Source organism: Butyrivibrio fibrisolvens, assembly GCF_037113525.1.
Classification (GTDB): domain Bacteria; phylum Bacillota; class Clostridia; order Lachnospirales; family Lachnospiraceae; genus Butyrivibrio; species Butyrivibrio fibrisolvens.
The window spans coordinates 3,446,411-3,460,149 of record NZ_CP146963.1 but is presented as its reverse complement, the minus strand read 5'-3'; the positions used below and the strand labels follow the sequence as shown (position 1 = coordinate 3,460,149).

The 13,739-nt window shown below is 42.8% G+C and carries 13 protein-coding genes and 2 tRNA genes; all 15 read left to right on the top strand.

Annotated features, from left to right (window positions below; genetic code table 11):
• The first annotated feature begins 131 nt into the window (after positions 1-131).
• The 15 genes from WAA20_RS14460 to WAA20_RS14390 all read left to right on the top strand — a co-directional run bounded on the left by WAA20_RS14460 (position 132) and on the right by WAA20_RS14390 (position 13,610).
• Positions 132-941 carry a putative ABC transporter permease gene (locus tag WAA20_RS14460; RefSeq protein ID WP_073389398.1) on the top strand — a complete coding sequence of 270 codons (810 nt, stop codon included), beginning with the start codon at positions 132-134 and terminating at the stop codon, positions 939-941.
• A gap of 8 nt (positions 942-949) precedes the next feature.
• Positions 950-1,459, top strand: a complete 510-nt coding sequence (locus WAA20_RS14455) for an HD domain-containing protein (RefSeq protein WP_073389406.1) — start codon at positions 950-952, stop codon at positions 1,457-1,459.
• A 96-nt stretch (positions 1,460-1,555) separates the two neighbouring features.
• A tRNA-Glu gene (locus tag WAA20_RS14450) sits at positions 1,556-1,627 on the top strand.
• 28 nt (positions 1,628-1,655) lie between these two features.
• A tRNA-Glu gene (locus WAA20_RS14445) sits at positions 1,656-1,727 on the top strand.
• Between the two features lie 285 nt (positions 1,728-2,012).
• Complete coding sequence (rimP, locus tag WAA20_RS14440; protein WP_073389408.1) at positions 2,013-2,477, top strand: ribosome maturation factor RimP; 465 nt, start codon at positions 2,013-2,015, stop codon at positions 2,475-2,477.
• 42 nt (positions 2,478-2,519) lie between these two features.
• Positions 2,520-3,713 carry a transcription termination factor NusA gene (gene nusA / locus WAA20_RS14435; RefSeq protein ID WP_073389409.1) on the top strand — a complete coding sequence of 398 codons (1,194 nt, stop codon included), beginning with the start codon at positions 2,520-2,522 and terminating at the stop codon, positions 3,711-3,713.
• 105 nt (positions 3,714-3,818) lie between these two features.
• The gene (locus WAA20_RS14430; RefSeq protein WP_073389411.1) at positions 3,819-4,082 is read left to right on the top strand and encodes a YlxR family protein; all 264 of its coding nucleotides are present in this window, start codon (positions 3,819-3,821) and stop codon (positions 4,080-4,082) included.
• A complete protein-coding gene (locus WAA20_RS14425; RefSeq protein ID WP_073389412.1) occupies positions 4,079-4,426 on the top strand; it encodes a ribosomal L7Ae/L30e/S12e/Gadd45 family protein in 348 nt (115 codons plus the stop codon). Before WAA20_RS14430 ends, WAA20_RS14425 begins: the two co-directional genes overlap by 4 nt.
• Positions 4,413-7,445, top strand: coding sequence for a translation initiation factor IF-2 (gene infB / locus WAA20_RS14420; protein WP_073389414.1), 3,033 nt, complete (start codon positions 4,413-4,415; stop codon positions 7,443-7,445). The genes WAA20_RS14425 and infB overlap by 14 nt, the downstream gene beginning before the upstream one ends.
• Positions 7,446-7,449: 4 nt before the next feature.
• Complete coding sequence (gene rbfA / locus WAA20_RS14415) at positions 7,450-7,857, top strand: 30S ribosome-binding factor RbfA (RefSeq protein ID WP_073389415.1); 408 nt, start codon at positions 7,450-7,452, stop codon at positions 7,855-7,857.
• A complete protein-coding gene (locus tag WAA20_RS14410) occupies positions 7,844-8,800 on the top strand; it encodes a bifunctional oligoribonuclease/PAP phosphatase NrnA (RefSeq protein ID WP_073389417.1) in 957 nt (318 codons plus the stop codon). The genes rbfA and WAA20_RS14410 overlap by 14 nt, the downstream gene beginning before the upstream one ends.
• A 70-nt stretch (positions 8,801-8,870) precedes the next feature.
• Positions 8,871-9,839, top strand: a complete 969-nt coding sequence (truB, locus tag WAA20_RS14405; RefSeq protein WP_073389419.1) for a tRNA pseudouridine(55) synthase TruB — start codon at positions 8,871-8,873, stop codon at positions 9,837-9,839.
• Positions 9,840-9,859: 20 nt separating this feature from the next.
• Positions 9,860-10,810: a riboflavin biosynthesis protein RibF gene (gene ribF / locus WAA20_RS14400; protein WP_073389420.1), complete on the top strand. Its 951-nt coding sequence runs from the start codon at positions 9,860-9,862 to the stop codon at positions 10,808-10,810.
• Positions 10,811-11,079: 269 nt separating this feature from the next.
• Complete coding sequence (gene rpsO, locus WAA20_RS14395) at positions 11,080-11,346, top strand: 30S ribosomal protein S15 (protein WP_022755061.1); 267 nt, start codon at positions 11,080-11,082, stop codon at positions 11,344-11,346.
• A gap of 167 nt (positions 11,347-11,513) precedes the next feature.
• Entirely contained in the window at positions 11,514-13,610 is a 2,097-nt protein-coding gene (locus tag WAA20_RS14390; protein WP_073389422.1) for a polyribonucleotide nucleotidyltransferase, read from the top strand.
• The last annotated feature ends 129 nt before the right edge of the window (positions 13,611-13,739 follow it).

Sequence of the window (13,739 nt, the reverse complement as noted above, 5' to 3'; positions counted from 1 at the left end):
CCGCTCATTTCATTCGCGGCATGAGGTTATGAGTTTGAAAATAAAAATTTTCAAACTCTGCGAAGTGGCGGAGAAAGCTCCACCACTTCAACCATTAGCCGCTCATTTCATTCGCGGCATGAGGTTTGGGTATGATAATTGCAAAATATTTTGTTGAATTTGTAGTCTATAGCTTTTTTGGCTGGATATACGAATGCACATACTGCAGCATAAAGTCAAAGCACTGGAGTAACAGAGGCTTTTTGTATGGTCCGGTATGCCCTATTTACGGTGTTGGAGCTGTCAGCTGTTCCATTGTATTTGGAAATTTCAGTCTGACAGTAGACGGCGTGACTCCTGTGTGGGAGATATTTGTAATATGTGCCTTTGGAAGCGCTATACTTGAATATGTGACAAGCTATATGCTTGAAAAAAGGTTTAATGCAAGATGGTGGGATTATTCAAATGCCCCTTTTAACATCCATGGAAGGATATGCCTTCCCGCGACCATTGCTTTTGGACTTGCTGGAACAGCTATAGTAAAATTCGTACTCCCTGTTTCGGAAACTGTAAAGGGACAGATGCAACCGCTTTTTGCAGAGATAATGGCACTGTTTCTGATGGGGCTTATTGCAGCAGATACGGCTCTTACAGCCCAGTCTCTTATAGACCTGACACAGAAACTTGACAATTTTGAAGCAGGTTTTAATAATAAGATAGAAGAAAATATAAGAGTATTATCTGAAAAACCCGGCGAATTACGTGAAAAGTATGCAGCCTTTACTTCGAAGCTGACAGAACGTCAGAAATATGCACTGTTTTCAATACAGAAATATACTTCTCAGACAAGATCTTTTTCAGCGTCAAGCGTTAAGCAGTATTTGGAGAGTATAGGTTCTAAGATTAAGAAAAGTCTCCCTGAACGCACAGACAGGCAATCAGAAGACTCGGATAAGGAATAAGCACTTTTATGACAAGAGTTGAAAGAGAAAAACATTTCAGATTGCTTGTGGACGAAATCGCAGAAGATGTAAGAACGCAGCAAATGAAGAACTATATACAGCATGGAAAGATCACGACCTTTGATCATTGTATGAGAGTAGCAAAGCTGTCTTATGCACTGAACAATGCGCTTAAGGTTAAGTCTAATGAGAAAGAGCTTATAAGAGGAGCTTTTCTTCATGACTATTTCCTTTATGACTGGCATACAGATTTTGAGATTAAGAAAGCGCCGGAGAACTGGTTTTTGCCCTTTAAGCTTGTTCATAAGTTCTTCCACCTGCACGGATTTACACATCCCCAGTCTGCTATGGAGAATGCAAAGCGCGATTTCAACCTTACAGATAAGGAGGCACAGATCATTCGTAGTCACATGTGGCCACTGACACTTCTTCATCCTCCAAAATCAAGAGAAGCAGTACTTGTATGCTGTGCAGATAAGCTTGCATCTCTTCAGGAAACAGTAACAATGCGCCGCTGAAAAAATATTTTTTTAAAAAATTCAAAATAATGCTTGCATTATTAAAAATATCATGGTATCTTATTCAAGTCGGTCAGGTGCACCGACACAAGATATGGCTCGTTGGTCAAGAGGCTAAGACGCTGCCCTCTCACGGCAGAATCACCGGTTCGATTCCGATACGAGCTACTGATAGTTTTTAAAACTATTTAAATATGGCTCGTTGGTCAAGAGGCTAAGACGCTGCCCTCTCACGGCAGAATCACCGGTTCGATTCCGATACGAGCTACTGACTGTTTGAAGCCGCTGAAGCGGTACATGAACAGCCCAACCCGAAAGTTACCGCAGATTGAAATTTGCGGTATATTTTTTTCCTCAAAGATCATTTCTTGATCTAATCTTTAAAGAGGTACGGGTCTGCCCCATGGAAACTTGACGTTTTCGCTTAATGGTGGTATGGTTTTAATGTAATTATGTGGTTTGTTGAAGTGGACTTTCGCGAGTCCACTTTTTTGTGTAATTCTATTAGTACTTATAAACATGATTGCAATACGTAATACGTGAAAGGTGGCATATGTCGAGAAAAGAAGATATTGAACGCAGGGCGGAAGAACTTCTGACGCCGATAGCCGAAAAGCATGGCACGACAGTTTATGATGTTGAGTATGTCAAGGAAGCAGGTGACTGGTATCTTAGAGCCTACATTGACAAGGAAGGCGGAGTAAACATTGGCGACTGCGTTGATGTAAGCCATGATCTGTCAGATGCACTTGATGCGGATGACTTCATTGAAGATGCTTATACACTTGAGGTTTCAAGTCCAGGACTTGGAAGACAGCTCAAAAAGGACAGACATTTTGAGAACAGTCTCGGCCTTGAAGTGGATATCAAGACCTACAAGCCTATCGATGGCTGCAAGGAATTTACAGGTATCCTTAAAGCATTTGATGCTGAAACAGTAACTATAACCATTCAGGATACAGATAAGATTTTTACTAGAAAAGATATTTCAGTCATTAGACTGTCACTTGATTTTTAATGGTGATGCGTGAAAACGCAGAAAGGAAGAAGAGGAAAAGACATGAGCAAAGAACTTATGGAAGCACTTGATGCATTGGAGAAAGAGAAGAATATCAGTAAGGAAAGCCTTTTTGATGCAATTGAGAATTCTCTCATGACCGCATGCAAGAACAACTTTGGCAAGGCGGACAATGTAAAAGTCGAGGTCGACAGAAAGACCTGTGAATTCCATTTATATGCCGAGAAGACAGTAGTGGAGACAGCAGATGATGTAATGGATCCATCAGAGGATATCTCCCCTGAAGATGCTGCCAAGATCGATAAGAAAGCAAAGGTCGGCGATATAGTAAGAGTTCCGCTCGACTCCAAGAACTTCGGTCGTATTGCGACACAGAATGCCAAGAACGTCATTCTTCAGAAGATTCGCGAAGAAGAACGCGGCGCTATCTATAATGAGTACTTTGAGAAAGAACACGATATTGTAACAGGTGTTGTACAGCGTTTCATCGGTCGCAACATCTCTATCAACCTTGGACATGCTGATGCAATTCTCACAGAGAATGAGCAGGTTAAGGGTGAGAGCTATCGTCCTACAGACAGAATCAAAGTTTATATCCTTGAGGTTAGAAATGGTAACAAGGGACCTCGTATCCTTGTTTCCCGTACACATCCTGATCTTGTTAAGCGCCTGTTCGAGCAGGAAGTTACTGAGATCAAGGACGGTACAGTAGAAGTTAAGGCTATCGCAAGAGAAGCTGGAAGCCGTACTAAGATCGCTGTATATTCCAAGAATCCTAACGTTGATCCTGTAGGAGCTTGCGTAGGTGTTAACGGAAGCAGAGTAAATCTTATCGTTGAAGAGCTTCGCGGCGAGAAGATCGACGTTATTGGATGGGATGAGAACCCTGGTAACCTTATCCAGAACGCTCTTTCACCTGCTAAGATCGTTGCAGTATTTGCTGATCCTGATGAGAAGACAGCTAAGGTTGTTGTTCCTGATTATCAGCTCTCACTTGCAATTGGTAAGGAAGGACAGAATGCCCGCCTTGCTGCAAGACTTACAGGCTATAAGATCGATATCAAGTCTGAGACTCAGGCTAAGGATGCTCCTGGATTCCGTTATGAAGACTATCTTGATGACGAAGAAGAGTACGAAGATGAAGAGTATTCTGAAGAGTACGATGAAGAAGTACTTGAGGCAGATGAGGAGATTTCCGAAGAAGCTGCTGATGAAGAGTCATCTGACGAAGAATAATAATTATAATAAGTTATTTTTACTCAGTTTTTTAGAATTAAATCATAGATTTTGATCCGGCCTGATTTATAGGCCTGGATCATATATCCATACAAAGGAGTCTGAATGGCAAAAAAGATACCGATGCGCCAATGCATCGGATGCGGCGAGATGAAAAGTAAAAAAGAACTTATAAGGATCATAAGGACACCGGAAGGTGAGATCGTTCTTGATAAGACGGGCAGACAGAACGGCAGAGGAGCATATATATGTGATGATGCCGAGTGCTTCAAGAAAGCCCGCAAGAACAAAGGCCTTGAGCGTTCTTTTAAACAAAGTATCAACGCTGAAATTTATGATGCGCTGGAGAAGGAGTTCACACAGACATGACAAAACAAGAACAAGGGATTTATTCTTTCCTTGGTCTGTGCATGAAGGCCGGCAAGGTGACTTCGGGTGAAACCGGAACACTTCAGAATATCCAGTCGGGCAAGGCGAAACTTGTAATAGTAAGCCTTGACGCTTCAGACAATACAAGGAAAGAGATGCTTAATAAATGTAAGTCCTATAATGTAAAGGTCAAAGTCTTCGGACAGAAAGATCTTTTAGGACTTTCGATTGGCAAATCTGAGCGAAGCAGTCTTGCGATCACAGATCAGGGACTTGCCAAAGCTCTAATAGAGAAACTGCAGACCATAGAACAGAACGGAGGGGAAACGAATGTCAAAGATTAAAATATCCGAACTTGCTAAGGAGCTTGGAGTAGAAGGTAAGGAAGTTGTAAGCTTCTTGCAGGAAAAAGGCGTTGAATCGGCAAAACGTTCCACAAGTTCTGTTGAAGATGAAGACGCAGAATTAGCCAGAAAACATTTTGGCAAAAAAGGCGGCGCAGCTGTCAAAGAAGATAAGCCTGTAAAGGCTGAAAAGGAATCAAAGGCAGAAGTTAAGGCTTCTGAAGATAAGAAAAGCGAAACTGAAGCAAAGGAAGATAAGAACACGATAACAGCAGAAAAAACACCAAAGGCTGGTCAGGCAAGTGCTGACAATCAGCCAAAGAAGAAAAAGAAAATCATTATTGTAAGTAATCAGGGTAATGCCAGAGGAAATTCTTTTGGATCATCCCACTCATCAGCAGGACAGAATCAGACTCAGAAGAGTCAGCGTCCTGACAATCAGAGAAACGGACAGGGCAAGAATGGTCAGAATGGAAGAAACGGATCATTCGCTTCAAGTCAGAATGTATATCATCCTATCAAGCCAAAGACAGCACCTTCTCAGCTTGAATATGAATCAAACATTCGTAAGACAGAAGATAAGCCTGTTGTAGAAACAGTTAAGCCACAGGCACCTAAGGCTGCTCAGCCTGCTAAGCCTGTAGCAGAGACAGCTCCTAAGGCACAGGAAGCTCCTGCTCCAAAGGCAGAAGAAGTTAAGAAGCCTGTAAACGTTGAAGCTAAAGCTTCTGACAATAACCAGGCTCGTGATAATAAGAACGGTGCTAACCAGAATAGAAATTTCGATGATCGTAGACAGGGTCAGAATAGAAATGACAGAAATTCCGGTGCTCCAAGAAACGGTCAGGGCAGAAATGATAGAAACGACCGTGGCGACAGAAATGGCCAGGGTGGTGCAAGAAACTTTGACAGAAACGGCCAGGGCGGCGGAAGAAGCTTTGACAGAAATGGTCAGGGCGGAAGGAACGGCCAGGGCGGCATGAATGGAAGACCATCATTTGACAGAAACGGTCAGGGCGGCGGAAGAAGCTTTGACAGAAACGGTCAGGGTGGAAGACCAGGTCAGGGAAGAGGAAATCAGGGAGCAGCATTTAGCGCAGCTTCTGATGCTCCTACAGAGAAGACTAATCGTCATAATGATCGTAGATTCGACAAGGATAAGAAGACTAAGAAGGACTATGAAGAAGAGGAAATGCCACGCAGCAAGCGCGTAGGCCGCTTCATCAAGCCTGAGGTTAAGAAGGAAGAAGAGCCTGTTGAGCAGATCAAGACAATAACAATTCCTGAAAGTCTTACAATCAAGGAACTTGCTGAGAAGATGAAGATGCAGCCATCTGTTATCATCAAGAAGCTCTTCCTTGCAGGACAGATTGTTACAGTTAATACAGCTCTTTCATATGAAGAAGCTGAGAATATTGCAATTGAGTATGAGATCATCTGCGAGAAGGAAGTTCAGGTCGATGTTATCGAAGAACTCCTTAAAGAGGATGAAGAAGATGAGAAGGATCTTGTTTCAAGAGCACCTGTTGTCTGCGTAATGGGTCACGTTGACCATGGTAAGACATCACTTCTTGATAAGATCCGTGATAGCGCAGTTACTGAAAAAGAGGCTGGTGGTATCACACAGAAGATCGGTGCTTATATGGTATCTGTTAAGGACAGAAAGGTTACATTCCTTGATACTCCTGGTCACGAAGCATTCACAGCAATGCGTATGCGTGGTGCTAACTCAACAGATATCGCTGTACTTGTTGTAGCAGCTGACGACGGTGTAATGCCTCAGACTGTAGAAGCTATCAACCATGCTAAGGCAGCTAACATCGAGATCATCGTTGCAGTTAACAAGATCGATAAGCCAAGTGCTAATATCGACCGCGTTAAGCAGGAGCTTACAGAATATGGTCTTATCGCTACAGATTGGGGCGGATCAACAGAATTCGTACCTGTATCTGCTAAGACCGGCGAAGGAATCGATACTCTCCTTGAGACTATCATCCTTACAGCTGATATCCTTGAGCTCAAGGCTAATCCTAACCGTACAGCAAGAGGTCTCGTTCTTGAGGCTAAGCTTGATAAGGGTAGAGGTCCTGTTGCTAACGTACTCGTACAGAAGGGTACACTCCACGTTGGAGATTTCATCTCTGCTGGTGCAAGCTCAGGTCGTGTACGTGCTATGGCTGATGATAAGGGCAGACGTGTTAAGGAAGCAACTCCTTCACAGCCTGTAGAGATCCTTGGTCTTTCAGACGTACCTAACGCTGGTGAAGTATTTATCGCTCACAACTCCGATAAGGAAGCTAAGCAGTATGCTAACATCTACATGCAGCAGCACAAGAAAGACCTTATCGAAGAGACTAAGGCTAAGATGTCACTTGATGATCTGTACTCCAAGATTGAAGAAGGTAAGCTCAAAGAGCTTGATATCATCATCAAGGCTGACGTACAGGGTTCAGTTGAAGCTCTTAAGGCAAGTCTTATGAAGCTATCCAACGAAGAAGTTATGGTTAAGGTTATCCATGGCGGCGTTGGTGCTATCACAGAGTCTGATGTATCACTTGCATCTGCATCTAACGCTATCATCATCGGCTTCGATGTAAGACCTGATGCAACTGCTAAGTCAATGGCTGAGCACGAAGGCGTAGAGATCAAGCTTTACAAGGTTATCTACCAGGCTATCGATGATGTAGAAGCTGCTCTTAAGGGTATGCTTGCTCCTGTATATGAAGAGAAGATCACCGGACATGCTGAGGTTCGTCAGATATTCAAGGCATCTTCTATCGGTAATATCGCAGGTTCATTCGTACTTGACGGTAACATCCAGAAGGGCTGCAAGGTTCGCGTAAGAAGAGGCGATGAGATGATCTTCGAAGGTGACCTTAAGTCACTCAAGCGTTTCAAGGACGATGTCAAGGAAGTTAAGGAAGGCTATGAATGTGGTCTTGTATTTGACGGATTTGACGGCATGAATGTTGGCGATAACATTGAAGCTTATATCATGGTAGAAGTTCCGAGGGACTAAGCTTATGAGAAAAAACAGTATAAAGAACAGCCGAATTAACGGCGAAGTTATGAAGGTCGTAGCTGAAGCTATCAGATTTTCCAAGGATCCCCGTATCAGCCCTATGACATCCGTTATGGATGTCGAGGTTGCTCCGGATCTTAAGACCTGTAAGATATGGGTCAGCGTTCTTGGTAACGATGAAGATCGTCAGCAGACCATGGAAGGACTTCAGAGTGCTTCCGGATATATTCGTTCTACACTTGCACGTACTATCAACCTTCGTAATACACCTCAGCTGAGATTCATCATGGACGATTCAATAGAGTATGCTATTGATATGACCAAGAAGATCGATGAAGTTAAGGCAAGAGATGATGAAGCAAGAGCAGCTCGTGGAGAAGAGGAAGAACAGGATTATGATGAGAATTGAAAAAGAAATCGGAAGCGCTGAGACTATAGGTATCGCAGGCCACGTAAGACCTGACGGAGACTGTGTAGGCTCATGTATGGGAATGTATCTGTACCTCAAAAAGGTATACCCGTCTGCAAGAATAGATGTGTTCCTTCAGGAGATACCGGAAGTGTATTCTTTCATTCCGGGCACTGAAGATGTCAACACACAGTATCAGACTGATGTTGAACATTATGATGCATTTATTATTCTGGACACTGGCAAGGGCCGTACAGATGGTGCTGAAGTCTTTTTCGATAATGCTAAGATCAGAATCAATATAGATCATCATATTTCCAACAAAGAAGGTACCGGAGATATAAATTATATATATCCTGAAGCAAGCAGCGTATGCGAGCTTTGCTACGGCGTGATGGATCCTGAGATAGTTGATAAGAATATCGCTATGGCACTTTATACAGGAATGGTCACTGACACAGGAGTATTCAAATACTCAAGCACTTCCAAAAAAACAATGGAAGTTGCTGGTAAGCTTATTACTTACGGATTTGAGTTTGACAAGCTTATAGATCACGTCTTTTATGAAAAGACCTATAAGCAGATGCAGCTTCTTGCAAGAGCAATACTTGACAGTAAACTCATCCTTGATGGCAAGGTTATAGTATCTGTTACAGATTCTAAAACAATGGAAGAGTATGATGCCAAGGGAAGCGATCTTGAAGGAATTGTAAGCCAGCTTAAACTTACATCGGGAGTTGGATGTGCACTTTATGCTCATCAGCTTTCTGATAATGAGTATAAATTATCACTTCGAAGCGATGGATCAGTTAACGTGGCAAAAGTAGCTGAGACATTCGGAGGTGGCGGCCATGACAGAGCTGCCGGAATTACAATGCAGGGTGATATCGATGATATCCTTGCCAAAGTAATTGCCAAGATCGAAGAGTCAATTAGTAAATAACGTCAGAAGAAGCGACAGGGGAACGATGAATAGTCGTTCCCCTGTCTTAATATGACGAACAGGTTTGATCATGAAAAATAATTACAATGGACTTATAAACATATACAAAGAGCCGGGCTTTACATCTAATGATGTTGTTGCCAAAATGCGAGGCATCCTCAAGATGAAGAAGATTGGCCATACAGGAACACTTGATCCTGAAGCTGTGGGCGTACTTGTGTGCTGTGTAGGAACAGGTACAAGACTTGTCGAAGAGCTCACAGACCATACCAAGGAATATATTGCTGTATGCAGACTGGGCGTAGAAACAGACACTCAGGACATGACAGGAACTATACTTACAGAGCATGGCGATGACACTATTCCTGATGTTACAGAATTAAATGATGCGGTTCAGGCATTTGTAGGTGACTACGACCAGATCCCACCTATGTATTCTGCTATTAAAGTTGGTGGCAAGAAGCTTTATGAGCTTGCCAGAGAAGGCAAAGAGATAGAGAGAAAGCCAAGAAAAATCCATATTGATTCAATATCTATCCTTGATACAAGTCATCTGTCAGACAGACATGAATTTACAATGGAAGTCAGATGCAGTAAAGGTACTTACATCCGCACCCTTTGTAATGATATAGGTCAAAGACTTGGCTGCGGCGGAGCAATGGCACATCTTACAAGGACAGCTGTTGGAAGCTTCCACCTTGACACTGCCATAACACTGGGACAGCTTGAAAAGCTCAGGGATGAAGACAGAGTTGACGATGTTGTAGTACCTGTAGAAGACTTCTTCAAAGACCTCGACAGCGTCCATATCCTTAAGAATAGCCGCAAGCTCATAGAGAACGGTAATCCTTTTACACTTAAGGATATTGCAGATACAGAGCCTACAAAAGCACAGGATTCTCAGAAAAAAGAAGCTATGTACTCTGACGGAACAAGAATAAGAGTATATGACGAAGACGGAGTATTCTTCGGTGTATATAAATACAACGATAAATTAAGAAACTTCAGAGTAGATAAGAATTTCTACACACCACAATAACGATTTTGCTAAGGACAAAGATGGAACTGATCAAAGACACAACAGATTTTCATATAGAAGGACCTACAGCCGTTGCCATAGGTAAGTTTGATGGAATTCACAAAGGCCACAGAAAACTTATTTCTGACCTTATAGAAGAGAAGAATAACGGAAGAAAGGTAGTCATATTCACATTTGACCCTTCACCTGCATCTTTTTTTGCAGGTCACATTGTTCCGGGACTTTCTACAAGGCAGGAAAAGAGGGCCTGGTTTTCAGAAAACGGAATAGATGTTCTGATAGAATTCCCAATGAATGCAGAAACTGCAGCAACTCCCCCGGAAGAATTTGTAAAGCGCTTTCTTGTAGAACAGATGGGAGCTGCTTACGTAGCAGCAGGCCTCGATGTATCTTTTGGCGATAAAGGAAAAGGCGACTGGAAGCTTCTTTCACAGATGGGACAGGAACTTGGATTCGAGACTCACCTTATAGATAAGGTTGAGATTGAAGATCAGGAAGTCAGCTCAACTCTTATAAGAAAAGAAGTTGCTAAAGGTAACATGGAAAGAGTATCAAGACTTCTAGGAAGTCCTTACACCCTCCACGGAACTGTAAGCCATGGACGCGCACTTGGAAGGACAATAGGAATTCCTACTGTTAATGTTATTCCTTCTGAAGAAAAACTCCTTCCTCCTAACGGAGTATATTATTCTATCGTTCGTGTTGGAGATAAGATTCTTCGCGGAATGACCAATATTGGCACGAAGCCCACTATTACAGAAGAGAAGATCATAGTATCGGAAACTTATCTGTATGACTTTTCAGGAGACCTTTATGACAAGGATATCTCAGTATCACTGCTTTCGTTCAAAAGACCTGAAATGAAATTCAGCGGCGTAGACGAACTTAAAGCCCAGATGAGTGCTGATGTTGAAAACGGAAGACTATATCACCACAGCCTTGAGACTTCAAAGTATAACTGGAATGAGTGATAGATTGTATCTTTACAGCATTGAAACATCAAAGTACAACTGGAATGACTGATGGATCAAATCTTCTAAAACTAAAACATTTTTATATGACTGTTACAGGCTGGAATAGTAGTAAAATTAGAAAGTACTTTACTTTTTTTCCTACATGTGATAAGTTTAAATAGCTGTCCTTAAATTTTTTATGGACAAAATTAGAAATGACCTTTACCTGGTTTATGGATCTCCGACCCGGACCCGGTAACAGGCGACTTGAAAAAAGGAGAAAAGAAATGATTTCAAAGGAAAAGAAAACAGAGATTATCAACAAGTACGCTGTAAAGCCTGGTGATACAGGTTCACCAGAAGTACAGGTAGCAGTTCTCACAGAGAGAATCGCTGAGCTCAATGCTCACCTTGACAAGAACCCTAAGGATCACCACTCAAGACGTGGTCTTCTTAAGATGGTTGGTCAGAGACGTAATCTTCTTGGATACCTCAAGGCAAAGGATATTGAGAGATATCGTAAGCTGATCCAGGAACTTGGTCTTAGAAAGTAATTCTGTTCACAAGGGCGGGGAGACTGTATCTTCAGTTGTCCCTGCCTTTTTGCTTATAAGAAAAACTTATAAGCCGTAAATAATAGTAGAAGAAAGAGAAGAAGAGTACTGCACACGCGCCTCTGAAAAACGGGGATTGCGGATGAGCAGCACAAAAAGGAGAAAAAATGGTAAAAACTTACACAATGGATCTTGCCGGACGTACACTCAAGGTTGAGATAGGCAAGGTTGGTAAACAGGCAAACGGATGCGCTTTCGTTCAGTATGGCGATACAACACTTCTTTGCACAGCTACAGAAGCTAAGGCACCACGTGATGGTGTTGATTTCTTCCCGCTCAATATTGAGTACAGCGAGAAGTTCTATTCAATCGGTAAATTCCCGGGTGGATTTAATAAGAGAGAGGCTAAGCCATCAGAGAACGCGATCCTTACAGACCGTATGATCGACCGTCCTATGAGACCTCTTTTCCCAAAGGATATGAGAAATGACGTAACTGTTGAGAACATGGTTATGGCAGTAGATCCCGCTTGCAGACCTGAGCTGGTTGCAATGATCGGATCATCCATTGCTGTAGCTATATCAGATATTCCGTGGGATGGCCCTTGCGCATCTACACAGATCGGTCTTGTTGATGGACAGATGATCATCAACCCTTCACAGGAGCAGTGGGACAACGGTGATATGAAGCTCACAGTTGCTTCTACAGCTGAGAAGGTTATCATGATCGAGGCTGGTGCTAAGGAAATCCCTGAGCAGGATATGATCAGATACATCTATGAAGCAGATGCTATCAACAAGCAGGTTGTTAACTTCATCAACTCTATCGTAGCTGAGATTGGTAAAGAGAAGCAGCCTTATGTTTCTGCAGCTGTTCCTCAGGAGATCTTTGATGCTATCAAGACAATCGTAACTCCTGAAGAGATGGAGAACCTTGTATTTACTGATGATAAGATGGTCAGAGACAAGAACATGGATGATGTTACTGAGAAGATCCTTGCTGATCCTCGTTTTGCAGAGAACGAAGAGTGGGCTGCATTCGTAGGCGATGCTGTATATCAGTATGAGAAGAAGACTGTTCGTAAGATGATCCTCAAAGATCACAAGAGACCTGATGGACGTGAGATCACACAGATCAGACCTCTTTCTGCTGAGATTGATCTTATTCCTAGAGTACACGGCAGCGCTATGTTCACTCGTGGACAGACACAGATCTGCGATATCGTAACTCTTGCTCCTCTTTCAGAAGCACAGAGAGTAGAAGGTCTTGATCAGTTCGTAACTGAGAAGAGATATATCCACCAGTACAATTTCCCTGCTTATTCAGTAGGTGAGACTAAGGTTTCAAGAGGACCTGGACGTCGTGAGATTGGTCACGGTGCTCTTGCTGAGCGTGCACTTCTTGCAGTACTTCCTTCAGTTGAGGAGTTCCCATATGCAATCCGTGCCGTATCAGAGACATTTGAGTCCAATGGATCTACATCCATGGCTTCAACATGTGCAAGCTGTATGGCTCTTATGGCTGCAGGTGTTCCTCTTAAGGCTCCTGTTGCTGGTATCAGCTGCGGTCTTGTTACAGGCGATACAGATGATGATTTCGTACTTCTTACAGATATCCAGGGTCTCGAAGATTTCTTCGGCGATATGGACTTCAAGGTAACAGGTACACACAAGGGTATCACAGCTATCCAGATGGATATCAAGATCCATGGTCTTACACGTGCCATCGTTGAGGGCGCTATCGGAAGATGTAAGGATGCTCGTGAGTTCATAATGAACGGCGTAATGCACGATGCTATCGCTGAGCCTCGTAAGGAAGTATCCAAGTACGCTCCTAAGATCATCTCTATGGAAGTACCTGTTGATAAGATCGGTGATGTAGTTGGTCAGCGCGGTAAGACTATCAACGAGATCATCGCTCGTACAGGCGTTAAGATCGATATCACAGATGATGGTAAGGTTTCAATCTGCGGCGAAGATCAGGCTAAGCTTGACGAAGCTAAAGAGATGATCAGAATCATCATCACAGATTTCGAAAAAGGCCAGATCTTCAAGGGTAAAGTTGTAAGCATCAAAGAATTCGGTGCATTCATCGAGTTCGCACCTGGTAAGGAAGGAATGGTTCACATTTCAAAGATCTCTAAGGAGAGACTTGATCATGTAGAAGATATCCTTACACTTGGCGATGAAGTTACAGTAGTATGCCTTGGTAAGGACCGTATGGGCAGAATCAGCTTCTCTATGAAGGATGTTGCTCAGAACTGACATTAAAAATAAGAGATTGCCTGATAAGCTTGCTGCTTTGAAGACAGTCTCTTTATGTTGTGTAAATTGGCCGGTGTGAAAAAACATACCGGCTTTTATTAGGCCTTGTGCCTATATGCTAGATTTCAT